Source organism: Ferrimonas sp. YIN67, from assembly GCF_057219095.1.
In genome coordinates, this window is the sequence record NZ_JBXVVJ010000002.1 from 375,755 (window position 1) to 401,218 (window position 25,464).

Annotated in this window: 14 protein-coding genes; all 14 read right to left on the reverse strand. The window is 56.6% G+C overall.

The genetic code is table 11. The annotated features are described in order from the left end of the window. Positions 1–9 precede the first annotated feature (9 nt). The 14 genes from AC2D8U_RS05350 to AC2D8U_RS05415 all read right to left on the reverse strand — a co-directional run bounded on the left by AC2D8U_RS05350 (position 10) and on the right by AC2D8U_RS05415 (position 25,347). Positions 10–2,112 carry a DUF3466 family protein gene (locus tag AC2D8U_RS05350; RefSeq protein ID WP_484618022.1) on the reverse strand — a complete coding sequence of 701 codons (2,103 nt, stop codon included), beginning with the start codon at positions 2,110–2,112 and terminating at the stop codon, positions 10–12. Between the two features lie 9 nt (positions 2,113–2,121). After that, positions 2,122–4,032 carry an ATP-binding cassette ATPase Uup gene (gene uup, locus AC2D8U_RS05355; RefSeq protein ID WP_484618023.1) on the reverse strand — a complete coding sequence of 637 codons (1,911 nt, stop codon included), beginning with the start codon at positions 4,030–4,032 and terminating at the stop codon, positions 2,122–2,124. Continuing rightward, positions 4,029–4,265 (reverse strand): glutaredoxin family protein, encoded by a 237-nt coding sequence (locus AC2D8U_RS05360; protein ID WP_484618024.1) that lies wholly within the window; start codon positions 4,263–4,265, stop codon positions 4,029–4,031. Before AC2D8U_RS05360 ends, uup begins: the two co-directional genes overlap by 4 nt. Further along, the gene (gene rlmKL / locus AC2D8U_RS05365; protein ID WP_484618025.1) at positions 4,252–6,357 is read right to left on the reverse strand and encodes a bifunctional 23S rRNA (guanine(2069)-N(7))-methyltransferase RlmK/23S rRNA (guanine(2445)-N(2))-methyltransferase RlmL; all 2,106 of its coding nucleotides are present in this window, start codon (positions 6,355–6,357) and stop codon (positions 4,252–4,254) included. The genes AC2D8U_RS05360 and rlmKL overlap by 14 nt, the downstream gene beginning before the upstream one ends. A gap of 372 nt (positions 6,358–6,729) precedes the next feature. Beyond that, positions 6,730–7,269 (reverse strand): cell division protein ZapC domain-containing protein, encoded by a 540-nt coding sequence (locus AC2D8U_RS05370; RefSeq protein ID WP_484618026.1) that lies wholly within the window; start codon positions 7,267–7,269, stop codon positions 6,730–6,732. A 187-nt stretch (positions 7,270–7,456) separates the two neighbouring features. Next, a complete protein-coding gene (gene pyrD, locus AC2D8U_RS05375; RefSeq protein WP_484618027.1) occupies positions 7,457–8,482 on the reverse strand; it encodes a quinone-dependent dihydroorotate dehydrogenase in 1,026 nt (341 codons plus the stop codon). A gap of 63 nt (positions 8,483–8,545) precedes the next feature. Continuing rightward, on the reverse strand, positions 8,546–13,396 hold the full coding sequence (locus AC2D8U_RS05380; protein WP_484618028.1) for an NAD-glutamate dehydrogenase: 4,851 nt from the start codon (positions 13,394–13,396) through the stop codon (positions 8,546–8,548). Between the two features lie 276 nt (positions 13,397–13,672). After that, positions 13,673–16,012 (reverse strand): efflux RND transporter permease subunit, encoded by a 2,340-nt coding sequence (locus tag AC2D8U_RS05385; protein ID WP_484618029.1) that lies wholly within the window; start codon positions 16,010–16,012, stop codon positions 13,673–13,675. A gap of 8 nt (positions 16,013–16,020) precedes the next feature. After that, positions 16,021–17,037, reverse strand: coding sequence for a WD40/YVTN/BNR-like repeat-containing protein (locus AC2D8U_RS05390; protein WP_484618030.1), 1,017 nt, complete (start codon positions 17,035–17,037; stop codon positions 16,021–16,023). A gap of 44 nt (positions 17,038–17,081) precedes the next feature. Beyond that, positions 17,082–18,446: a DUF1329 domain-containing protein gene (locus AC2D8U_RS05395; RefSeq protein WP_484618031.1), complete on the reverse strand. Its 1,365-nt coding sequence runs from the start codon at positions 18,444–18,446 to the stop codon at positions 17,082–17,084. Between the two features lie 10 nt (positions 18,447–18,456). Further along, the gene (locus AC2D8U_RS05400; RefSeq protein ID WP_484618032.1) at positions 18,457–20,628 is read right to left on the reverse strand and encodes a DUF1302 domain-containing protein; all 2,172 of its coding nucleotides are present in this window, start codon (positions 20,626–20,628) and stop codon (positions 18,457–18,459) included. A gap of 305 nt (positions 20,629–20,933) precedes the next feature. Next, complete coding sequence (locus tag AC2D8U_RS05405) at positions 20,934–21,155, reverse strand: DUF2835 family protein (protein ID WP_484618033.1); 222 nt, start codon at positions 21,153–21,155, stop codon at positions 20,934–20,936. Between the two features lie 41 nt (positions 21,156–21,196). Next, complete coding sequence (pepN, locus tag AC2D8U_RS05410) at positions 21,197–23,800, reverse strand: aminopeptidase N (RefSeq protein WP_484618034.1); 2,604 nt, start codon at positions 23,798–23,800, stop codon at positions 21,197–21,199. Between the two features lie 173 nt (positions 23,801–23,973). Then, a complete protein-coding gene (locus AC2D8U_RS05415) occupies positions 23,974–25,347 on the reverse strand; it encodes a sodium-dependent transporter (protein WP_484618035.1) in 1,374 nt (457 codons plus the stop codon). Positions 25,348–25,464: the final 117 nt, after the last annotated feature.

The following is a 25,464-nucleotide window of genomic DNA, read 5'->3' on the forward strand; positions in this document are numbered from 1 at the left end:
GTGTCCGCCTCAGCGAGCGCGACGGCGACGCAACCAGGCCAGGGGTGCCATTACCAGTGCCCAGATCAGGCCAACGCCAGCGCCCTGACGCTTATTGGGCTGCTGGTTGAGGCCATCATCCAGGGGAACCGGACAGCGGTCATCGAAGCCGGTAGGCCGCAAGATCACCGAGCGGGCCACCTGATTGGTGGTAAAGCCACCATTGCCATCCTTCACCACGATAGGCTTGCCGCTCACCTCGCCAAGCTCGATCACCTGCCGGCTGCCGATCACATTGCCCTCGTCATCGGTAACGTCCACAAAGGTGGTTTTCAACCGAGGCAGATCCACCAGGGCGGTCGCGGCAATGTTACCCTGCTCGTCGATGTAGTTGGCATCGACAATCACGATATCCGCCTCGTAACGCACGGTCTCATCGAAGTTATCTGTATCTTCGATGATTGCTTTGCTGTAGACGAACTGACCCTCTTCATCCGCCTCAGACGTAAAACCTCGGGAGCCGCAGTTGAGCAACTCGTTGAGGTTGATGAAGCTGTCGTTGGGCTGATCATAGAGGAAACCTCGAACCCGACGCGGCAGGTTGCGAACCGGATCGATCTCGATGTTCCCCACCACCAAACCGGCATCATTGATATGACGGGCCCGGGAGGAAAGATCCGACGGCTCGTTGAAGAAGTCCAGAGGCTGAGTGAAGGTCAGGTTGCCCTCGTCATTGAGATCCACCACACCAAACTTCAGGCGCACATAGCCATTGATGTACTGACGGACGGTGCCCACGGCGATCCCGGCATTATTAACGCTGGTGGCAATGGACTCGAGGATCCGCTCATTGTTCTCAACGGTCGGGCCAATGGGCCGGAACTCATTATTCTCCGTCCAGGAAACGGCCCACAACGCCGAGTTGATCAGATCGGCCTCATCGGTTTTCTTCGAGCGATTTGCCCGCCCCACTACCTGACCCAGATTGTTTACCCCCAGCGCCTGGCTGGTATACAAACCCGTGTCGTCCTCTTCCGGAGTGAAGCCCAGGGGGAGTTCGCCCTCGTCGGTAACGGAAAGATCGCCGTAGTTCACCCCCCAACGGTAGGCGCGGGTCTGGTAACTGATATTGCCGCTGTTCTGGGCGTTTTGCACACAGATATCCAGCGGTGTAGGAGCGGCTACGACCGGCTCGTCAGGCTGAGTCGGATCGTCCGACTCCTCACCTTCATCAGGCAGGAAGGCATCGTAACAGGCCTGCAGTGTGCTTTTGCTGGCTTCAGAAAGCGCAACGCCCGCGTAGCCCACGGCCACACCGTGATCGTCCAGATCGGCGACAACACTCGTGCCACCGATGGTAACCGGAGGCAGTGGCTCCGGCAGTTCCGCTTCAAGAGGCACAACCCCGACAAACTCGGTCAGTGGCGGAGCCACCAGGGCAAACTCAGAGGAATTCTCGCTGCGCTGGATAAAGGCACGGCTTTCAAACTCACGGAAATAGAAGAGCGGATCGTTATCCGTGGGCAACTCGTCGGTCGCCTCCTGGTTACACTCACCGGGATCAATGTCACCAAACTCTTCGGGTTCGGGATTGAAATTTGGATTACAGATGGACTGTTGAACGGAGCTGGTGGATCCAAAGCGCAGGCCAAAGGCTTCCGCACCGGCACCGAAGTAGAAGGCATTGATCCTCGGCGTGTCCTCGCCATCCGCTTCCGGGTTCATGACCGGTGGCTTATTTTCAAGCAGCGGCACATAGCTAGGCTGGCCACTGTTGGCCGGATCATGCTCAAACAGGAAGTTGTTGGCAACGAACTGACGACGGGTGGAGTTGGCGAGTACGCCGCTATCCGGCAGGATCGCATCGACCACGTCATCGATGATGTTTTCATCGTCCGAGGTACTGCCATCACTGACACCCTGAGCAGTCCCTAAGCCAACACCATTGCTGACTGCGGCACCATAACCCTGCTGGGTATTTTCCAGTGTTCCCTTGACGGAGAACGCTGCGTCGATGTTGACGATCTCATAAGTTGGCCACTCAGTCTGTGCCTGAGCGGACGTACACCCCAGGGCCAGTGCGGCGGCAACCGCCGCAGCAACACCCTGTGAGCGGTAAGGCATATGGCTCATACTTTCCCCTTAAGCCTGATCCGATAACGCTTCGAGTTCTTCCCAGCGCTCCAGATCTTGTTCCAGTTCTTGTTCTTTGTCGGCCAGATCCTTCAGGGTAGTATTCACCGTCTGAGGATCTTGCTGGTAAAAATCCGGCTCGGCCATGCGCGCTTGCAGCGCATCAATCTCAGCTTCCAGGGCTTCGAGTTTGGCTGGCATCGCTTCCAGCTCACGTTGAAGCTTGTAGGATAGCTTCTTCGGCTTGCTAACAGAAGCGGTCTTTACCGGCTTAGGCGGTTCAACCGCCGTGGGCGCCTGACCGGCCTCCGGCTCGCGGAAGAAACTCGCGCCCTGACTGATCGCGTCCTGGTATCCGCCCACGTATTCGGACCAGCCCCCCTGACCGCCAAACCACCAGGTCGAGGTCACGGTATTATCGATAAACTCCCGATCGTGGGAGACCAGAAGCAAGGTGCCCTTGAATTCGGCAAGCTTGGCTTCGAGCAACTCGAGGGTTTCGACATCGAGATCGTTGGTCGGTTCATCCATCACCAGCAAATTCGCCGGTTTAAGGAAAAGCTTGGCCAGCAACAGGCGATTTTTTTCACCGCCAGACAGAGAACTGACCGGGCTACGAGCCCGTGCCGGGGCAAACAGGAAGTCCTGCAGATAGCCCAGTACATGGCGATCCCGGCCACCGACGGTCACGGTATCCTTGCCTTCACCCACGTTTTCCTGGACCGTCTTGTCCAGATCCAGGGCGATGCGATGTTGATCGAAATAGGCGACGTCCAAGTTGGTGCCGATCTTGATGGTCCCCTCCTGAGGGGCCAACTGACCGAGCAATAGCTTGATGAGGGTCGATTTGCCACAGCCATTGGGACCGATCAAGGCGATACGATCACCCCGCATCACCGAGGTGGTCAGGTGCTTGACGATACGTTTCTCTTCCCAGGCATAACCCAGATCGTCCACATCAAACACCAGTTTTCCGCTGCGCTCACTCTGATTCATGCTCATGTTGGCATTGCCCAGCCGGGTGATCCGCTCCTTGCGCTCGCCCCGCATCGCCTTAAGGGCTCGTACTCGACCCTCGTTACGGGTGCGGCGGGCCTTTACGCCCTGACGGATCCAGGCTTCCTCTTTGGCGAGCTTGCGATCAAACTCCGCGGCCTGCTCCTCTTCAACCCGTAACGCTTCCTCTTTCCCTTCCAGGTAGGCGGCATAGTTACCGGGGAAGCTCATGATCTTGCCCCGGTCGAGATCGACGATGCGGGTCGCCATTTTACGGATGAAGCCGCGATCGTGGCTGATGAAGACAATGGAGCCTTCGTAACCCAGCAGCAGGTTCTCCAGCCATTCGATGGCGTCGATATCCAGGTGGTTGGTGGGCTCGTCCAGCAGCAGCACATCCGGCGCCTGAACCAGAGCACGGGCCAGGGCCGCACGGCGCTGCCACCCCCCGCTCAACGCGCCCATTTTCTGCTGGCCATCGAGCTCCAGGTGACTCAGGGTCTGCTGGATCTGCTGCTCAAACTGCCAACCGTTGTGATGATCCATCGCCTCCTGGGCCTTGGCCATTCGCGCCAGGTTGCGATCACTGGGATCTTCCATCACCGCCTGGCTGGCCTGCTCGTAATCTTCAATGGCCTGGCCGGTCTCGGCCAGGCCCAATGCCACATAGTGGAACACGGTGCCAGACTCGTCGCGAGGCGGATCCTGCGGCAGGTAGGCGATTTTCACACCACTGTTGACGCCCACCTGGCCGTCATCGAGCAACTGAATGCCGGCCAGTACCTTCATCAGGCTGGACTTTCCGGCACCGTTACGGCCCACCAGACAGACACGCTCTTTGGGCTCTAAAACAAAATCCGCTTTGTCGAGCAACGGAATATGACCAAACGCCAACTGGGCTTGGTTTAATCGGATCAGGCTCATACTGCTTCCTCTAAAAAAGCCTGTAATTGACTCAGCTCAAACGGCCATCCCAGCTCGGCACCATCGGCACGCCGAACCACGGGGATCCGGACACCATAGCGCTCGACCCACTCTGGACGATCACAGATCTCCTGCGGGGTGAAGGCCAGTTCGAGCTGGATCAGCAAAGCTGCCGCCTGTTCGCACAGATGGCAGCCGTCGCTGTGAAACAGGATGACGTCACTCGCCGTCATGGCGGATCAGCCAGGCGTTGTGGATATGCTTATTGCGGGCAAAATCCGGCGAACGGGTCTTGTCCGTAATGTTCTGCGCCACCAGGCCCAGGCCAGCGAGTCCTTCGCTGTCCAACTTAAAGCCCCGCTTATTGTTGGAAAAGAGGATCTCTCCGCCGGGGCGCAACAAACGCTTAAGCTGCGTCATCAGCCAGAGGTGATCCCGCTGGACATCAAAGGTCTGCTCCATCCGCTTGGAATTGGAGAAGGTCGGCGGATCAATAAAGATAAAGTCGAACTGCTGCTCACACTGGGTCATCCATGCCAGGCAATCCCCCTGCTCGAAGCGGTACTGGCGACCACGCAGGCGGTTGGCCTGGAAGTTCTCCTCGGCCCAACGCAGATAGGTCTTGGACATGTCCACCGTTGTGGTCGACTTGGCGCCACCCAATGCGGCGTGCACCGAGGCGCTGCCGGTGTAGGCAAACAGGTTAAGGAAATCCTTGTCCCGGGCCTGCTCCTGGATGTAGCGACGGGCCAGGCGGTGATCGAGGAACAAGCCGGTATCCAGGTAATCGGTCAGGTTCACCAGGAAAGTGGCACCGTATTCCCGCACCTTCAACTGCTCCTGATGCTCGGCCATCCGCTGGTACTGCTCTTTACCCTTCTGCTGTTGACGGGTCTTGAGCACGATCTGCTCGGGATCGATCTCCAGTACCTCTGGCAGATTCAGCAGCACGTCGATCAGGCGTTGCTGGGCCTTTTGCGGGGAGATGGACTTGGGCGGTGCATACTCCTGAACCACAACCCAGTCCTGGTAGAGATCGATCGCCACGTTATAGTCGGGCAGATCCGCATCGTACACCCGGTAACACTCGATCTGATCCTTCTTGATCCACTTGGCAAGCTGCTTGCGGTTTTTACGCAAACGGTTGGCAAAATCCTCGCCAAACACCCGGCCACTGCCCCCTTCACCAATCTGGTAGTTGGCCAACAGGACCTCCAGCGGGCCATTGAACAGCTTGTACTGCTTGTCGGCCTTCAAACGCAGGGCGCTGAGCAGCATGGGCTCACTGCACAGCAGACTGACCCGCCAGTTGGCATAATCGGCCTTGAACTGGCGTCCCAGGGCGCTGTAGAGATGGAGCAGCGACGGCAGCTGTCCGAGACGCTCGCCATATGGGGGGTTGGAGACCACAAAGCCGGGCTGGGCCGGTGGTTTTGGCATGTTCATGGCGTCACCGCCTTCGAACTGGATCAAGTGATCGACTCCGGCACACTCGGCGTTTTCCTTGGCAAGCCCCAGGACCCGCCGGTTGATATCACGGCCGATAAAGGTAGTTTTGCAATCTTGCATGCCACGACGCGAGCGAACCCGTGCTTCGGTCAGCACTTCAAGCCACACGCTATCCTGATGCCCTGCCCAGCTCTCGAATCCCCAGCGCTCACGACGGAGTAAAGGCGCGGTATCGGTAGCCATGAGCGCCGCTTCGATCAACAGGGTGCCCGAACCACAGAAAGGATCGATCAGGGGCGCATCCGTGTGCTGTGTCCAGCCGCTGCGATAGAGCAGAGCCGCCGCCAGATTTTCCCGTAACGGAGCTTTCCCCGTCTCCAGGCGATAACCACGTTGATGCATGGCGGCCCCGCTGAAATTGATCCCCACCAGCAGCTTGTCGGCGCGCAGGGCACAATCGATCTTAACCGCTGGCGCACTTTTGCTTACCGAGGGGCGTACGCCACTTTCTTCGACAAAGGCATCGACGATCGCGTCCTTAACCTTGAGTGCGCCGAACTGGCTGTTGCGGATCTCGCGGTTGCCCCCATGGAAATCCACCATAAAATCGTTCTGGTTGCTGAATACCGCGGGCCAGTATAGGGCCTTGACGTGATCATACAGCTCCTCTGCGGTCTTAGCCGGAACCTCCGCCAGCACCAGCACAATGCGGCTGGCCAGTCGGCTCCACAGGCAGATCCGGTAGGCCACTTCCAATTCGGCATGGAAATGAACGACCGCCTGGCCTTCACGAACCTGCTCGGCGCCAAGCGCCTTGAGTTCGTCCACCAGTAGATACTCGAGGCCTTTCGGCACTGCAGCATAATAACGCTTCATTTGGTTTCGTCTTGTTACGGGCAAAGGCGTTATTATACCGGGTTTTCGCAGTACAATCGCGGCCTGCGTGGTCAAAACGCCGACGAACACCTTCCTTTAGTGGTCGGGGATGACCGGATCCTGAGTTGCTCCTCCCCTCGCTTGTCACTCGATCTCCTGGCTGGCCAAGATCATCAGGGGGCCGGTAACGTGAGTGTGTATTTTATCGGCTAAACAAGCAGTGCACCACGCCCTTTTCAGATCACATGCGACAGCAATAATCGGCAATACCGATCAGCCTATATGACATCATGACTTGTATTAATCAGATGCTACCGGAGAAATGATCGTTTGCGATCTAAGTTTGATCCGCTTGCGAGGGCGTTTGGGAATTTAAGCTGCGACGAACGCCGCACGATTATTGTGTATTGCGGGCATAAGACGGTCGTTCATCACCTTAATTAAGCCAAATTTCGATAGTTGCCGGCCGGCCTGTAAGGGACACTGGTGATCCACCAACATCAGGAGTGCACTCTGCTCATACGCTTCGACCACCACAAATTGGTGTTGGCCTTGTTCAGTACTCAGGGATACCAGCTTGCCCTCATTGGCATACACGATCTGCTGGCTGACGGCAAAGTGCCAACTCTTGGGCATCACAGGAAGGGAAAAGAAGCGGGCCGCGCTCATGTTAAGGACGCACTGCACCAACACGGCGTCGGGAGCATCGAGTGCCCCTTCAAGTTTTTGCAAGGCGGCCTGGTAGTAATACGCATGTTCCGCTTGAAACTGACCCCCATGCAGGCTGTCTGGCGTTAACTGCTTTGCCGCGTACTCGGTGACAAACTCAAGCTCAGGACCCAAAGCCAGTACAAGGCGGTCCCATTCTTGATGATAATACCAGTGCCATTGGCTGTCGGGCATTAATAACATGTTTGTCAATCCTTTTTGCAGTCACCTATGATGCTAGTCGAATTAATGCACTAGATGCAAGTTTTTTGACTGCGTCAATTTATTTTCTTTGCGATCCGAAAGGATCCCGGAGATCGTTTTTCCCTTATCATAGATCAAAATAAAAGGGCGCCATTTAGCGCCCTTTATTTAATTCAATTCAGAATTATTAAGTTCGTTTAATGTAAGCTTCGGTGATCTGTTTGATCAATTCTGGCCCGTTATAAATAAAGCCCGTATAGATCTGCACCATCTTTGCACCCACATCGACCTTGTCCATCGCATCCTGGGCGGAGTCGATGCCGCCACAACCGAGGATCGGCATCTTATCGCCGAGATGCTCGTGCAGTTTGCGGATCACTTCGGTCGCACGATCGCGCAGTGGCACACCGGACAAGCCACCCGCTTCGCCATGCTCAGGAAGATGCTCTACCCCTTCGCGGCTAAGCGTTGTATTGGTCGCGATCACCCCATCGAAGTGGTGCTTAACCAGGGAGTCACAAACGGCTTTGAGCTCCTCGTCGCTCAGATCTGGGGCGACCTTCAGCGCGACGGGGACATATTTACCGTGTTTTTCAGCCAGTTCCTCCTGCTTGGCCTTCAAGGAAGCCAGTAGATCATCGAGCATCTCACCGTACTGCAGGGTACGCAGACCCGGGGTATTCGGCGAAGAGATGTTGACCGCGATGTAACCGGAGACCTCATAGACCTTCTCCATGCAGTAGAGGTAATCATTCTTCCCCTCCTCAAGCGGCGTATCCTTGTTCTTGCCAATGTTCACGCCGATGACACAGTCACCGGGGTTGGACGCCTTGATGTTGGCCACCAGGTTGTCCACCCCTTTGTTGTTAAAGCCCATACGATTGATGATGGCGCGAGCCGGCTTCAAACGGAAAGCACGCGGCTTGTCATTACCCGGCTGAGGGCGCGGTGTAACTGTACCCACTTCAACATGACCAAATCCCATGGCAGCGAATCCGTTAATGGCTTCACCGTCCTTGTCCATGCCTGCCGCCAGGCCTACTGGATTGGGGAAGGTAACGCCCATAAACTCGACGGGAGCATGGGGTACATGCTGACGGTAGAACATGTCCAGCGGGGTGTTCGCCGTCATGCGGATCCCACTCATGGCGAGGGCATGGGCCACTTCAGGGTTGGTTTGGAACAGTACTTTCTGGGCAAGGCGGTAAAACATCATCTCTCCTGTTGAAAAAAAGCCCCGGTGATCCAACCGAGGCTTTTCTCTGATCACTTTTGATTATTGCGCTTCGATCATCGCATCACAGCGCATGATCAGCAGATTCAGTTCCCGGAGCGCCACAGAGAACTTGGCAAACTCGTGACTCTGCGAGGTCCTGAACTCAGCCATCATATGTAACCAACGATTCAGCGTCGCTTCGTTTTCATCGACCCATTGCTCTATGATGGCGTCAGCCTGACAAACCATGTCACAGTGCCCCAACACTACGGTGGTGAGACGACGCTGCAACCAGTCAAGCTCTTCACGGAAGGCGGCCCGGGCCAAGGCCTGCCAATGGTTGGCCACCACCTGCTCGTTGATCTGAGACAAGAACCAGTGCAGTTCGATGCGGGCACCGAGACGGAAATAGGTTTCTGCCACCAGGCGCACCGGCTTGCCTTCGGCTTCGGCGATCTCAGCCACATCCAGCGCTGAAAACAGGGTACTTAATCGAGCAATGTGATGTGCGAGGGGCGCGGGGACGCCCTCCTCTACCGCTGTCTTCGCTTGGGTTGCCAGCGCATCGGCCTCATCCTGCTGCAACAAGGATTCGAAATCCTGTTGCAGTTCCTCCATCACTGGACGGAAGATGGCGATGCTGCTGGCAATGTCCTGGCTGCCACCTCGATGACGCAGGAACCATCGGGTTCCACGACGAACCGTGCGTTGAAGCTGATACAACATGCCATACTGGCTTTCACTGCTGATCACGCCATCCAGAGCAATGATCTCAGACTTGATGGAATCAAGTCCAAATACGTGAGCGGCTATAGTGTAACTGACAGCAACTTCAGAGACTGAGGCCCCGGTCTCATCCTGCATTCTTTGGATAAAATTCAGTCCCATATCATTAATGATACTGTTTGCGAGACTGGTCGCAACTATCTCACCACGCAGTGGATGATTTTGCATCCATCGAGCAAATTTTGTCTGCAGTCGCTTGGGGAAATATTGAATGAGGCGTTGTGCTAAGAAAGCATTTTCTGTGATCGTCTTATCCAGCAACTGCTCTTTGAGCAGCATCTTCGCATAAGCAACCAGCACAGAGAGTTCGGGCCGGGTTAACCCATGGCCGGCCGCCATCCGCTCCGCCAAAGCCTCATCGCTGGGCAAAAACTCCAGGTTGCGATCCAGCTTACCGGCGCGTTCCAGGTAATGAATAAAGCGGATCTGCTCCTTGAGCTGATCGCCGTTGCGGGTTTCCGTCACCGAAATGGACAGGGTCTGATCCCGGCAATCCTGCAATACGATCTCCGACACCTCCTCCGTCATTTCAACCAGCAAAGCATTACGCTGCTTAACGGTCAGCTCCCCATCGGCCACCAACTGATTCAGCAGGATCTTGATGTTGACTTCATTATCGGAACAATCCACTCCCCCGACATTGTCGACGAAATCCGTATTGATCCGGCCCCCAAACTCGGCATATTCGACCCGGCCCAACTGAGTGAATCCCAGGTTACCGCCCTCGCCGACGATCTTGGCGTTAAGCTGGTTGCCGTCGATGCGAACAGCATCATTGGTGCGATCACCGACCTCCAGGTGGCTCTCGCCAGAGCCTTTAACATAGGTGCCGATCCCCCCATTCCATAACAGATCCACCTCCATCTGCAACAGGGCATGGATCAACTCGTTGGGGGTCATTTGAGCCCGTTTGGTATTCAACATCGCCTGGATCTGTGGCGTCAGTTTGATCGCCTTGGCGGCCCGACTGAAGATCCCGCCACCTTCGGAGATCAGCTTGCTGTTATAGTCCTCCCAGCTGGAGCGAGGCAGCTGAAACAGACGTTCCCTTTCCTCGTAGCTGCGCTTGGGATCCGGTTGAGGATCGATAAAAATGTGAAGATGGTTGAAGGCAGCCTGAAGCCGAGTGTATCGGGACAACAGCATGCCGTTGCCAAACACGTCTCCCGCCATGTCACCCACGGCCAGGCAGGTAAACTCCGTCTTCTGACAGTCGATCCCCAGTTCACGAAAATGACGCCTAACCGACTCCCAGGCACCTCGCGCGGTGATCCCCATTTTCTTATGGTCATAGCCAAACTGGCCCCCGGAAGCAAAAGCATCACCCAGCCAGAATCCGTACTCCTGTGAGATGGCGTTGGCGATGTCGGAGAAGGTCGCGGTGCCCTTATCTGCCGCAACCACCAGGTAGGGATCGTCCCCATCATGGCGTACCACGTCGCGAGGCGGGTTCGTCTCCCCCTTGACAATATTGTCGGTGACATCCAACAGGCCGCGAATAAAGGTCTGGTAACAGGCCTGCCCCTCCGCCAGCATGGCATCACGTTCACTGGGCAACTGCTTGCAGACAAAGCCGCCCTTGGCACCCGAAGGCACGATCACCGTATTCTTAACCTGTTGCGCCTTTACCAGGCCCAGCACTTCGGTACGAAAATCCTCTCGTCGATCGGACCAACGCAGCCCCCCTCGGGCTACCTTTCCTCCCCGCAGGTGGACACCTTCCACCCGGGGGGAATATACAAAAATCTCAAACTTGGGGATCGGCGCCGGGATCTCAGGGATACGTTCTGGCTGAAACTTCAGGGACAAGTAGGACTTGGCAGCCCCATGCTCATCCTTTTGATAGAAGTTGGTACGTAAGGTCGCATCCACCAGCTCGATGTAACGGCGGAAGATCCGATCATCGTCCAGGTTGGCAACCTCCTCGAGTTGTTCGCAGATCCGCTCGCGGATCTTGTCCGTGTTGTGGTTGCTGCGTCCCTTCTTGGGCTCAAAACGCAGACGGAACATGGCCATCAGTTCCCGAGTGATCGCTGGATACGAATCCAGGGTCTCGGCGATGTAGCGCAGGGAGAAGGTACTGCCCAGCTGACGCATGTACTTGGCATAGGCGCGCAACACAGTAACCTCGAGACCGGTCAGCCCGGCACGGAGCACCAGATGGTTAAAGGGATCGTTCTCAAACACCCCTGCCCAAGTCAGGGCCAGGGCCTGCTCGAAGCGGCGCTGATAACTGCTGATCTCCTCAGCCAGTTCTTCGTTGAGGATCATGGCAAAGTCGAGGATCCAAAACTCCTCCGCGTCTGAGCTGATCACCCGATAAGGGCGTTCTCCCAGCACACGAAGGCCGAAGTTTTCCAGCATCGGCAGGATATCAGAAAGAGGGATAGGAGCATCCTTCTGGTAGAGCTTTAGATTGACATGACGCTGCCCCAACGCATGCTCCTGAGGCCGATAAAACAGCATCCCCAGCTTGTGTTCCTCGCCCAACGCTCGGAGCTGCTCAATATCTTCCAGCGCCGCCGTCGGTAACACATCCTCCTTGTAGCTACGGGGAAAGGCATTGATAAAGCGGCGACATAAAGCTTTGCCCTTGGACTCTCCATGATTTTCCAGCAAGACACTATCGAGCTTGTCATCCCAGGTCCGGGTCAGCTCCATCAGGTTAGTTTCCAGCTCTTGGGTGTCGATCTCCATATCGTTATCGTCCACCTTGACCAGATAATGGGTACGAGCCAGGCTCGATTCGGAGAAATAGGTGGTGAACTCAACCGGCTCCTTGGTTTGAAAGGTCTTGGCCAACAGCCCCTGGGTACGAACTCTCAATTGAGTGTTGTAGCGCTCCTTCGAGATATAAACCAGGGCAGAGACAAATCGGCCAAACAGGTCTTTTCGCACAAAGAGTCTGACCTTGTCCCTATCCTGCATCTGCAGGATCCCCATGGTCGCATCAAATAGCTGCTTCTCCGTTGCCTGGAGGAGTTCGTCCCTGGGATAGGTTTCCAGAATATGCAGCAGCGCCTTGTGATCATGACTGCGAGGTGGCAAACCACTGCGCGCCATAACACGTTCCATCTTGCTGTTGATCAGAGGGATCTGAGTCGGGCTGCGGTGATAGACCGTAGACGCATAGAGACCGATAAACCTGTGCTCACCCACCACCTGGCCCTGATCATCGAAGCGTTTTACCCCAACATAATCGATATACGCAGGACGGTGAACCCGGCTTTTCGCGTTGGTCTTGGTCAAGATCAGCTGACTCGGCCCCAGGGCCTCCTTACGAGCCGCCTCGGGCAGGGTCGACAGCAACAGGCGCCCGTGTTGGCTGGGCCGAATGGCCAAGACCCCAAGACTGCTCTTGGGATCGGGCTCCAAAGCCAGATCCCCTTCCAATTTATTGAGCGCATAATATCGATAGCCGAGGAAGGTAAAGTGATGAGCGGACAGGAACTTGAGAAACTTTATCGACTCCTCTTTGTCCTCCAGGCTGCCTGCCCTGGGCCCTTGCTCCACCTCCTCCGTTACCCGGACCAACTGCTCCTGCATCGCCTGCCAGTCCTTAACCGAAGCGGAGATATCCTCGAGCACCGAATTCAGCTCGGTCGCCAATGCGTCCCGGTTGGCACTGTCGGCCTGATTGTCCACTTCCACCAAAAATACCGACATACGCTGAGCCTGCTCCGGGGCCTCCATGACGTTATCGATGGCGGTGATCTCGCCCGCCTTATCCCTCGTCACAGCGATGGGTGAGTGGATCATCAGGTGTGCCGTGATCCCAACTCGATTTAACGCCATCGCCACCGAATCCACCAAAAACGGCATATCTGGCTGGACCATCTCGATCACGGTATGGGGCGAAGACCAACCATGGGTACTCTGTGCCGGGTTATAGACTCGGTTGACATACTGATCAGAACGGCACTTATTGAGACTTCGCCAAAGGCTGAGCGTCGCGCCGTATAACTCGCTGTCCTTGCGCTGGTTCAGATCATCTTTTGCCACCGTGGCAAAGAGGAGTCGAGCAAAGCGTTCCAACAGAACGGCTTCGGCGTCATCATTTTTTTGGTGGATTAATGCCACCACATTATCCAATAAGACGGAGGGGCTGGAGTGTCGTGTCGCCATCGTGGTTATTCCTATCGCACAGGCTGCGCTCTTTATCGTTATCTTTGTCGTTCCATGTCCCGGATCCTTGCAGATCCGACGGCTCCCCACTGCCAGGGCTGACCGGAGAGTCAGTTGAAGTCTATCACCCTTTTTTCGCTTTTGTGAGATGCAACACTCGGACGAATAAGTCGTTTGCGACACAGGACACCTGTTTGTGCGCAAACTGGCACTGAAAGTGTCTGAATATGCAAAAAAGGCCGCTCTGGAGCAGCCTTTATGCAGTAAAAAACTAAACTAACTCTTCCAAAACAAACGGATAAGAGCCGGAAGCATCAGGATCGCCGCCAGCATATTCACCAAAAACATAAAGGTCAGCAGCACCCCCATATCCATCTGAAACTTCAGACTGGAAAACACCCAGGTGCTCACCCCCACCGCCAGGGTAATGCCGGTAAATACCACGGCATTGCCCCGTTCACACAAGGCCTGCAGGTAGGCATCACGAACGCTGGCGCCATTACGAAGCAGCGGTGTCATAGTGGAAAGGATGTAGATCCCATAGTCGACCCCTATTCCAACCCCCAAAGCGATCACAGGAAGTGTGCTGACCGTCAGCCCAATCTCCAGGAAGGTCATCAGGGCCTGGGCCAGCGTCGACACCACAAACAGGGGCAGGACCACGGCAAGAGTCGCCCGCAGCGAGCGGAAACTGATCAAACATAAGAGGAATACAGCACCATAGACATACAGCATCATGGGGGCCTGAGCTGCGGCCACCGCCTCGTTCGTCGCGGCCATCACCCCGGCGGGGCCCGACGCGAGTCGGAAGGTTAACTCATCACTGTTGAAATCGAGGCTGGCCTGCGTAACGGCGGTCACCACCCGAGATAAGGTTTCAGCTTTATGATCTTCCAGAAACAGATAGACCGGCATGACTGAACAGTTGCCATTGAGCAGCCCGGATGAGGTGGGGATCCTCGACGTTGCCTGCACTAAGGTGGCCGTTGTCCTCGGCAAGACCCGCCACTTGGGGTTCCCTTCGTTATAACCCCCATTAACCAGTTTCGACACACTGGCCAGCGATGCCGTGGACTGCACCCCCTCAACATTGGCGATACGCCACTGAAAACGATCGATCTGGGCCATCACATGGTGATAGGTACAGGCTTCAGGAAAGGCTTCGACAATCACCGTCAGCACATCTGTGGTAATAGCAAAATTTTCGGTGATAAAAGCGGTATCCCGGTTATAAACGGAGTCGCTCTTCAGTGCCGGCGCCCCGGCATGCAGATCCCCTATTTTGATGGTTTGTGCCTGGTAACTGCCCAGGATAAAAAGTATTGCCGTACCTACCATGACCCAGCGTGCCCGCTTGCGCTCGGCGCAACCCGCCAGCCAACGCCAGATTGGTCGAACCTGTCCCTGGCTGGCCCGCACACGCTCCAGATAGTGGGGATGGAAACGGTTGTAGGAGAGGAGAACAGGCAGAAGCACCAGATTGGTCAGGATGATCATTGCCACCCCTAGGGACGCGGTGATCGCCAGTTCTCGAATGATGCCGATGTCGATGGCCAGCAGGGTCATAAATCCAACCGTGTCCGACAATAACGCCACCATTCCCGGGATCAACAGGGTGCGAAATGCAGACTCGGCGGCAACCTTGGCATTGGCACCTTTGGCCACTTTATGACCCACGGCGTTAATCATCTGAACGCCATGGCTCACGCCGATGGCAAACACCAGAAATGGCACCAGGATCGACATAGGGTCGAGGCCAAAACCGAGCACCGTCAAGCCCCCCATTTGCCAAATTACGGCGACCAAAGAGCAGGCCAGGGGAAGCAGGGTCAGGGACCAGCAGCGGGAGAAGGCGTAGACCATCAAGGCCGTGATCACCAAGGCGATCAGGAAAAACAACACCACGTCTTTGGCTCCGTCGGCGATGTCGCCCGACATCTTGGCGAAACCAATGATCTGGATCTGGATCTCCTCATCCTGAAATTGAGACCGGATCTGCTGCTCGAGCTGTGTGGCAAAGGCCAGAGTGTCCAGCGCCTTGGTGGTGGGTCCGCCCGGTATTTGCTGATCCTTAGGGATCGCAACCCAGTCCATAAGGGTTGCCGTCACCATGGCAGCGCTCAGATCCTCCGCCACCATGCGGCCAATAATGCCGGCCTTTTCAACATTGTGTTTAACCTGAGCCAACCCCCTCTCATCGGGTATAAAGTCGGCGGGGATCACCGGCCCGCCACGAAACCCATCCTCCACCACTTCGGTAAAGCGCGTCGAAGGCGAAAACAGCGATTTCACCTGGGTCCGATCCACCCCAGGAATAAAAAACAGCTGGTCGTGTACCTGGCGTAGCACATCGAAGAACTTAGGGTTATAGATGTTCCCGGAACGATCGCTCACCGCCACCATGATGCTGTTGGCACCACCGAACTGTTCGCGATGCTCCATATAAGTGCGCATATAGGGGTGGTTGAGGGGGATGTTCTTGGTAAACGCCGCGTCCATTCTTAACGACGAAGCACTGTAGCCCAGAACCAGGGTGATCAGGGCAAACACCAGCAGGACCCAGATCCGGTGACGAAACAGCGCCACCTCCAGGGTATTAGTCCAACGTTCCAACATAATTCATCCTAGTTGGGGAGTTCCACCCAGTAGACTCCGTCATCTCCGGCTACCGCCAGACGTCCGTCCACGCCCTGAGCCAGCGCCACCAGATCCTGGCCTTTGGCGATCTCATGACGGCGAAAACTCAGTCCATCGTCTTCACTGAGCAGCAGATAACCACCGTTGGCTACCATGGCGATGCGACCATCGGTCAGGAGCAGCGATTGGTTGATGGTCCCTTCGATCCCACTGTCGATGGCTTGCCAGTGCTCGCTGCCCTTCTCATTGCGAAAAAGGTTTCCCCTTAGCCCCACGGCGAGCAGAGTGCCCTTCGGGGTCTCGAGCAGATCATAGAGGGAGCCGGGATAGAAGGGCTCAGTAACCGTCCAGTGCTCGCCTTGGTCTTCCGACTCGGCATACAGCCCCAGTTCACCCAGCAAGACCAGGGTGCCATCGTCTAACCGCCGGATCCGATTAAAGTGGGGCAGCATGGCGCTGCGCTCATCCAGGTAGAGGGCTTCATCCTCCGCCTGGATCTCCGCCAAGTAGGCCCTGTCCTCTTCCCACAGCAGCTCTTCATGAAACTCCTCGTGCCAGGACACACCGCCATCCGCGCTGCGAAACACCAGACCATAGGCGCCGACGGCCAGGATCTGCTGCGCATCAAGCGCCAGCAGATCCAGCAGCGGCTTGTCTCTCTCCGGCTGTCTCAACCGGATCTGCCAACTCCTGCCGCCATCGGCGGAATGAAGAATGGTGGCATCATGACCCACCGCCCAAAACTGTTCCCCCCGTCCATCGATGGCGGTAAGCAGAGCCTGGGTCGGACTGTCGAGCTGCTGCCAATCGTTGCCTTGCTGAATCAAGATATGGCCTCGGTCGCCAACGGCAAGCATCCGTTCCCTACCCTGCATCAGATCCAACACCGGGGCCTGTGCCGCTTTGGCCGCGGGGTAAGCCGGCAGCGCCAGTGCCGAGCCCCCGGGATCAGCGCCCCCGGCGCTCATCGCCACTAGCACTCCCGCTAAGGTCAGTAATTGCATTTGAAGATCCCAAAGGGTGCCCGAAGGCACCCTAAACTGTGGTCTTAACGTCGCCCGGAGCGACGCAGTGCGTTAGCGGTAAAGTCCTTGGGAGCCAACTCGACATCGAAATTGGCCACCTTACCCTGGTTATCCAACCCCATGGCCAGATAGCGGCGAGAGTTGAGATCGTAGAACACCTCCAGCGTGGTCCAGACCAGGGGTTGCTCGTAATAGTTCACCGTGTGAGCCATTCCGACCCGGTACATCTGATCCCGGTTGTCATACAGATCGGCCAGGGTGATCTGCCAGCTGTCCTCATCCAGATAGTAAGTGCGCTTCTTATACAGGTGACGCACGCCCTCCTTGAGCGTCGCTTCCACCACCCAGACCCGATGCTTTTCCCAGCGAACCAGATCCATGTTGATGTGCCCGGGCTGAACGATATCCTCATAATTCAGATCACTGCCGTGCAAACGGTAATCGTTATAGGGAATGTAGATCTCCTGCTTTCCCTTGAGGCTCCATTCATAGCGCTGTGGCGAGCCGTTATAGAGATCAAAGTCATCGGTCGTCCGCAGCCCGTCCGAGGCGGTTCCCGGCGTGTCAAACGCCACATTGGGCGCACGCCGAACACGCCGCTGTCCCGTGTTATAGGTCCAGGCCTGGCGGGGCTTGGTGCTTTGATCCATGGTCTCATGGACCAACAGGGCCGTGCCCGCCAGTCGCGACGGTGCGGTCACCACCTGCTTGAAGTAAAACAGCAGATTATCTTTGGCCAGCACCGCCGGATCCGTTCCCGGGATGTTATAGAGAAATTGGATCTGCTCATGGGTTTCCACCAAGGTGAACTTGCCCGACGGCGTGGGCGCAGCCTGGTTACGCTGGATCTCAGCGGTGGCACCACGGTAGCGCAGAATATGGTTCCAGATCGCCTCCAGCCCGTTTTGCGGGATGGGGAACGGCGCCCCCACGGACGCGCCGACGATGCCATTGCCACTGGGGACCAACTCCGCCGTCGTCGCATTGGCGACCGTCGCGTCATAGATAAATTGCGGGTAGGAAGCACTGCGGTGAGTGGGATAGAGTTTAATTCGGAAACTCTCCGGGTATCGAGCGAACATCTCCTTCACCCCTGGGGTCAGGAAGCGTTCATGCTCGGCCAGGTTGGCACTGGTGATCGTCGCCAACGGCTGTTCACCACCATAGGGATCGGCGTGAAACTTACCCTTTTCGTAGGAGGCGGGGAGTTGGGTGATCCCGCCGGTCCAGGCGGGGATCGAGCCGTCGGCATTACCCGCCATCTCGGCCCCCATGGGCGTCAAGGTCTCGCCCAGGCGGGCCGCCTGCTCGGCGGTCACCTTGGCAAGAGCGGCCCCACTGGCCAGTGTCAGGCTCAGAGCCGATGCGATCAGAGTGATCTTGTTCATTGCTTTCCCCTCAGATCGAGAACTTGATGTTGAAAGAGACAAAATCCTTGTCCTCCAATGAATTGGTTGACCCCTTTCCTCCCCAGAAGGCGTTGTAACTCAGATCCATCGACCAGGTACTCAGGTAATCCGCAGACAGGGTTATCGATGCTGACTTACGTTGCTCGACAAAGAGAAACAGGGGATCCGGCGTGGTGCCGTTAACATCATGGGAAAACACCACCCGAGGAGAGAGATTCCAGCCCCACAGGACGTTGTTGAAATCCGCCTTACCAACAAGGCGATAGCCCCAGGCATTGTCGGTTGGGAAGTCATCCTCTTCGGGACCGTTGTGAATGATGGTCAACACCCCGGCATTCTCTTCCCGCCCCTCAAGCCCGGCGCGTTCTGTCCCTGGCCCGTTCAACCTCAACACCGAATGGGCTGGCATGTCGTGCAACCAGACACCACCAACCTCCGCCAGCATCAGGAAGTTGTCACTGCCCAGGGTGGGCCCGAAGATGTGGGTAAAGGTCATTTGGGCCTGAGTGGAGTCGGTCAGGACAAATCCCCGGCCCGATTCGCCGGGGCATAAACCCGCATTCACCGCTTGATCAAAGCCCTCACAGCTGCGCGTCCCCGCCTGGAACTGAGACAGGCCGTCAAAAACCTCGTATTCATTAACCGGTATCGTACCGTCCTGCACTCCTTTGATCCCGGCCAGGTTCAGCTGCTCGGGCATGGCGGCAAACAGCAGCTCAACATCGTCGATCTGCAGGGGTTCATCCTGGCGGTAGGCGATCTCCCCCGCCACCGAGGTTTCCCCCACCGTGGTATTGAAGGAGACACCATACAACTTGATATCTTCCGGATACTCGATCACCGCCTTGGAGGTGCTGCGCAAATTGAGCAGATCCTGTCGATCGACCGCTTGGCCGCTGGCGGCGATCCCCGCCAGGGTTTGTAGATCGGCACCAAGGGCCCCACTGGTAAAGTCCGCGGCCTTACCGGAGATCAGGGGCCGGCGGCTGTGGTAGTTCATGTAGTAGAGGCCGAATTCTGTATCATTGAGTGCCGGGGAAAAGTAGCTCAGCTTGATACCATATTGGCCCTGATCATCCGGCTCCACCTCGTGGTCGATCAGGGTCGTCTTGGTGGGATAGGCCAGGGCCAGGGGGGCAAGCTGAGCCACTGCCGCCCGCTGCGCCGACAAATCCTGCCCCGCCTGGGCAAAGGCTCCGGCCGCCGTCGAAGCCAGCAAGTTGTACTCGCCAATCAAGTGATCCAGGGTAATATCCGGGTTGGAGGTAAAGCCCAACTGGGCGTTGTTGACATAGCCACCGGCACCGGCGAAATCATTACTGGAGAAGTAGGTACCGGTAACCGGTAAGCGCGTCTCCTCCCAGCGATACTGGTAGAAGGCCTCCAGGGTAAAATTCTCGGTGATCCCCAGACTGCCCCACACCATGCCAACGGGAATGAACGCCTCTTTAAGCTCAGCGCCCGGCGCCTGCAGACGCGCCAGATCCACCGGATTGATGCTGTTGATCCCGTGGGAGATCAGGGTGCTCTCCCCCCAGCTGACCACCTGCTCACCGACTCGGAAGGAGAAAGGCATCTGGCCCAAGTCCCACTCGGCAAAGAAGTAAGCGTCCAGCAAGCGCAGATCCGAGCACGCATACTCGCTGGCTTTATTGTCTTCACAGACATCAAACTCAGCCCCTGTCATCGGGTTTCGATAATCAAAACTGCCGTTTTTTAGTTTGTTATCGTAAAAATACATGCCTCGGAGGAATACGCCCATGTTGTCATAGACCAGCTCCAGTTCATGCAACCCCTTAAACAGCTCGGTAAAGGTGTCGCCCTTGTCGTAAAGCATGTTGGCCAGATCGCCATTGGCAGAATAGGAGCCCGGCAGCTGAAACAGCTCAGCCGACGTATAGCCACCATTGTTAAAACCCGCGACCATACCGTTTTGCACAACAAAACCATAATCATCGGGCCAGGCAAAACGATTACTCTTAGCGATCTTATCCAGATTGCGATCTTCAACGCGCCAGGCGGCGCCCACCGTCCAGGTGGAATCAAAGCTTCCCTGGATCTCTCCCCATTGAAACGAAACAGCCTGAGCCGGAGCGGCCAGCACCGTCGTGATGCTGGCAGCCAGAACGGACCGTCGAAAGCGGCATCCACTTGCGATCATTGCGCCTTTCTCCCTTCCCTGATGGTTGTGGTTGTTTAGAACCCTGGAGCGCAGGATTACCACATTGTTAACGCATCCGAGAGCAACTCGCAACCACGACAAACGTCAAAACAACTTTGATTTTAGGAAGTTAGATACAATTCAAACACTCATTTGAATTATCCAATTTGAATCGGAAAGGCCTGAACGGTGACAGATGCCCCAACCAGGACCCATAGCATTGATTTAGCAGAGTATTTACAGATGTGGCAGGCGGCAGTTCGATTCCTACCAGAGAGATGTGCGTTTTAAGCTTTTACTCTAATCTAGCCTTCTCTTAGCAGTTCAACCAACTCACCGGACGGGCTTAACGTCAGGATGAACCAGCCTCGGACGCCACTGGCATTGAGGAAAGGCCGAAAATGCCTGGGGTGGATATGCAGAACCCTGCCCTGAGTGTCCCGACAGATCACCACCTGGGCCCCCCCCTGGTAGTAGCGGGAAAACTCTAGCCAACTGATGGCAAGATGAAAACGGTAACTGGCCATGACAAACTTGGGGGGCGATTGCCCCCCGACTCCCAATGCAGTTAGTGAAGGGATTTACTCACTTTTTCGTAGAGGTCTCGGCTGAGATCCGGCAGCGCAGCCAAACGCTCCAGTTGTGCCTTCATCAAGGCCTGCCGGCCCGGCTCCTGCTCTTTCCACTCCATCAGAGGCGTCATGATGCGAGCCGCACACTGAGGGTTGATCCCATTAAGCTCAATCAGCTGATCAGTCAGAAACTGGTAGCCGCTGCCATCTTCGAGATGGAAGGCACGGCGATTGGCCGAGGCAAAGGCGCCGATCAGGGCACGAACCCGGTTGGGGTTGGAGAGATCAAAGGCGGGGTGCGCCATGGCGCTGCGGATCCGCTCCAGCACCTGGGTGCCACTGCCCGTGGCCACCTGACTGAACCACTTATCCATCACCAGGGGTTGATCGCGCCACTGGGTCTCAAACGCCGCCAAACAGGCCTTGCCAGCAGGCATCCCTGATTGGTTGAGGGCGTTGAGGGCCGCCAGGGTATCGGTCATGTTGTCGGCCTGGTGGAATTGCTCGACGCACAAGTGCTCGGTCACCGCTTTACCACCGTACGCCAGCAGCAACAAGCAGGCGTTCTTCAGGGCCCGATCTGCCACAGCTTCCGCGCTGTCACTGTATTGGGCTCGACAACAGCTGCGGTAACGGGCCATCAACTCATCTTCCAGTTCATGACCCAGCTGGCCCAGCGCCTCACGCCGCGCCTGATAGAGGGTTTCCGGATCCAGTCCGGGCCGTTCCTGAGCCAAGGCGGCCTCGGCGGGCAACGTCAGGATCTGGGCCACCAGGGCCGGATCCAGATCCGGCGCTAACAATACGGCGCGCAATGCGTCGATCAGCACAGGGGTCAGGGCCGTCTGATCGCCCGATTGCAGGGCGAAGATCTGCTGGGACAACAGGCGCTGGCTGGCATCCCAGCGGGCAAAATCATTCCCCGCATGGGCGATCAGCAGCGCCAATTCGCGCTCTTCCAAGGACTGAACCAACTTGACCGGGGCCGAGAAGTTATCGAGCACAGAGGCCACCACAGGGCCCTCGATCTGCTCAAACACCCAGGTTTGTTCGGACTCAGTCAGATCCAGCACAGGAGAGACAGTCTTACCCTGCTGGATCAGCGGCAGATCCCGTCCTTCGATGTCGAGCAGCTGCACAGCAACCGGGATGTGCAATGGCTGCTTGCCAGGTTGATCTGCGGTGGCCGGCGTGTGCTGGCTCAGCGTCAGACTAAAAGTTTTCGCCTCGGGATCATACTGCTCAGTGGCGGTCACCACCGGCGTGCCGGATTGGCTATACCAGAGACGGAACTGAGTCAGATCCACTCCGCTGGCGGATTCCATGGCGGCGACAAAATCATCACAGGTCACCGCCTGACCGTCATGACGCTCAAAATAGCAGCGCATCCCGGCCTGGAACTTCTCCTCCCCCAGCAGGGTATGCATCATGCGGATCACCTCCGCGCCCTTGTCGTACACGGTCACGGTGTAGAAGTTGTTCATCTCTATCACCTGATCCGGCCGGATCGGGTGAGCCATGGGACCGGCGTCCTCGGCAAATTGATGATTACGGATGGTCTTTACCGCCAGGATCCGATTGAGCACGGGGGAGCCCATATCGGCGGAGAACTCCTGATCCCGAAAGACGGTTAACCCCTCTTTCAGACTCAGCTGGAACCAGTCACGACAGGTCACCCGGTTACCGGTCCAGTTATGAAAATACTCATGGCCAATGATGGATTCGATGCGGTGGTATTCGTCATCAGTGGCGGTCTGGGGATCGGCCAGCACCGCCTTGGAGTTGAACACGTTCAATCCCTTGTTCTCCATCGCCCCCATGTTGAAGAAGTCCACGGCAACGATCATATAGATATCGAGATCGTACTCGAGGCTAAACCGCTCCTCATCCCAGCGCATCGCTCGCTTGAGGGATGCCATGGCATGCTGGCCCCGTTCCCGGTTGCCACGATCCACAAACAGCTCCAGAGCCACCTTTCGACCGCTGGCCGTGGTGTAGTGATCGGACAGCAGATCAAAATCGCCCGCCACCAGGGCAAACAGGTAACTGGGCTTGGGGAAGGGATCTTCCCACTGACAGAAGTGGCGGCCCCCTTCCAGCTCGCCTTCGGCAACCTTGTTGCCATTGGCCAGCAGATACGGGTAAGCCGCCTTGTCCGCCTCGATCCGTGTGGTGTAACGGGCCAGCACATCGGGCCGATCAAGGAAATAGGTAATACGACGGAACCCTTCCGCCTCACACTGGGTGCAGAAAGCACCTCCGGACTTATACAAACCTTCCAGCGCCGTGTTGTTGGCCGGATCGATCCGGGTCACTATAACCAGCTCAAACTCTTCCTTGTCCACATCGACAGCCAGTTGGGTCCCTTCACACTGGTATTGCTCGACCGTCAGCGCCTGGTCATCAATGGCAACTGAAACCAGTTCCAATTGCTCCCCATCAAGGATCAGCACCTTCGCGTTTGGATCACAGCGGCGTACCAGAGAACGAGCGGTAACCAGGGTTGCATGGTCATCCAACTGGACATCGAGAGATACGGTTTCAATGGTGTATTCTGGCGCACGGTAGTCGCACCGCCGCTTGGCGAGTATTTCCTGCATCGGTTGCAGTCTCCTTACTTTACAGGCGAGGCCGACCCGAGGCCGGTCCAATTACGGCATTGAGTATATCAAGCGAATAAAGGGCGAACAGGACACGAAACCCTAGGCCAACGCAACTGCTCACTCTTTGTACTGACCGAGGTTCTCGTACCAACAACGCGACCTAGGTAAGATTAAAGATCGATCAATCCTGAGAGTTGCAGGAACACCATGGCGATGGCGACGGGCGCGATATAACGCACACACAGGCGCCACAGTTTGTACAGAGCCGGATAGGTATCCAGGGTGCGACAGCTGATCCCCTTGCTGACGACATAACCGACAAATATCGAGGTGATCAGTCCTCCTAATGGCAGCATCAGGCTGGAGGTAAGGAAATCGAGGCCATCAAACAGGGTCACCGTCCCTTCACCAAATTGGAATGTCGCCCAATCCGAGCCGGTAAGAGAAAAGATGGTCAACAGGCTAACCAGCCAGATCCCGGTCCCGGCAGTCAGAGCCGCCCTCATTCGATGAAAGCCTCGGCGTTCCACCAACCAGGCAACCGACGACTCGATCAACGCCAGCGCCGAGGTCAGTGCCGCCACCACCAACATCAAGAAAAATAACCCTCCAAACAGGGCACCAAAAGGCATCTCGGCAAAGGCGATGGGCAGAGTGATAAAGATCAACCCGGGCCCGGCACCGGGCTCCAGTCCATGGCCAAAGACAATGGGATAGATCGCCAGCCCCGCCATCACCGCCACCAGGGTATCCATAAAGGCGATCCACACCGAGGTCTTGATCAACGAAGTCCCCTCGGGCAGATAGGCGCCATACATGGTCATGATCCCGGAGGCCAGGGAGAGGGTAAAGAAGCTGTGGCCCAGGGCAATGAGCACCCCCTGCCAGGTTAATTTGGAGAAATCGGCATTAAACATGAAGGAAAACGCCTGGCCAAAGTCTCCCCGGTTTGCGGCATACACCACCATGATGACCAACAAGACAAAGAGCACAGGTATCATCCAGTTTACTGCTCGCTCCAGCCCCTCCCGTACCCCCTTACCTACTACCATCACCGTAGTGAGCAACAGGATCCCGCTCCAGCCCATCAGCGGCTTGGGATCGGCGTTCAGTTCGCCGAACACCTGCTGGATCTGCTGTGGATCCAAGCCGGTAAAACGACCGGTAAAACCAAAATAGGTATAAGCCAGCGCCCAACCGGCGATCACCACATAAAAACTGAGGATCAAAAAACCCGCCAAGACACCGAACCACCCCACCGCAGCCCAATACCCCCTGGCACCGGACGCCTCGGCCATCAGATGGGCACTGCGGGCCGGGGCCTGGCGACCGAATTTGCCGATCATCACCTCCCCCATCATCACAGGGATCCCGATCAACACGATGCACAGCAGATAAACCAGGACAAAAGCGCCGCCTCCGTTCTCCCCCATGATATAGGGAAACTTCCAGATGTTACCCAGTCCGACGGCGGCTCCCGTTGCCGCGAGCACATAGCTGAAACGACTCGACCAACGGGCATGGGTGACCCTGTTTTGGCTCATATCACGTCCTGTTATTCCTTGCAGACCCTTTCCTGTTCTACACCCAGGCTCCCCCGACCGCAAGCGAAGCGAACAAAAAAGCGCCGCCCTAAGGCGACGCTTTTTGTTTTTAGATCA

Coding starts and splice junctions, on each gene's coding strand:
- uup (WP_484618023.1), bottom strand. CDS start 4,032: ATGAGCCTGATCCGATTAAACCAAGCCCAGTTGGCGTTTGGTCATATT.
- AC2D8U_RS05380 (WP_484618028.1), bottom strand. CDS start 13,396: ATGGCGACACGACACTCCAGCCCCTCCGTCTTATTGGATAATGTGGTG.
- AC2D8U_RS05395 (WP_484618031.1), bottom strand. CDS start 18,446: ATGAACAAGATCACTCTGATCGCATCGGCTCTGAGCCTGACACTGGCC.
- AC2D8U_RS05390 (WP_484618030.1), bottom strand. CDS start 17,037: ATGCAATTACTGACCTTAGCGGGAGTGCTAGTGGCGATGAGCGCCGGG.
- AC2D8U_RS05400 (WP_484618032.1), bottom strand. CDS start 20,628: ATGATCGCAAGTGGATGCCGCTTTCGACGGTCCGTTCTGGCTGCCAGC.
- AC2D8U_RS05405 (WP_484618033.1), bottom strand. CDS start 21,155: ATGGCCAGTTACCGTTTTCATCTTGCCATCAGTTGGCTAGAGTTTTCC.
- rlmKL (WP_484618025.1), bottom strand. CDS start 6,357: ATGAAGCGTTATTATGCTGCAGTGCCGAAAGGCCTCGAGTATCTACTG.
- pepN (WP_484618034.1), bottom strand. CDS start 23,800: ATGCAGGAAATACTCGCCAAGCGGCGGTGCGACTACCGTGCGCCAGAA.
- AC2D8U_RS05350 (WP_484618022.1), bottom strand. CDS start 2,112: ATGAGCCATATGCCTTACCGCTCACAGGGTGTTGCTGCGGCGGTTGCC.
- pyrD (WP_484618027.1), bottom strand. CDS start 8,482: ATGTTTTACCGCCTTGCCCAGAAAGTACTGTTCCAAACCAACCCTGAA.
- AC2D8U_RS05385 (WP_484618029.1), bottom strand. CDS start 16,012: ATGTTGGAACGTTGGACTAATACCCTGGAGGTGGCGCTGTTTCGTCAC.
- AC2D8U_RS05370 (WP_484618026.1), bottom strand. CDS start 7,269: ATGTTATTAATGCCCGACAGCCAATGGCACTGGTATTATCATCAAGAA.
- AC2D8U_RS05360 (WP_484618024.1), bottom strand. CDS start 4,265: ATGACGGCGAGTGACGTCATCCTGTTTCACAGCGACGGCTGCCATCTG.
- AC2D8U_RS05415 (WP_484618035.1), bottom strand. CDS start 25,347: ATGAGCCAAAACAGGGTCACCCATGCCCGTTGGTCGAGTCGTTTCAGC.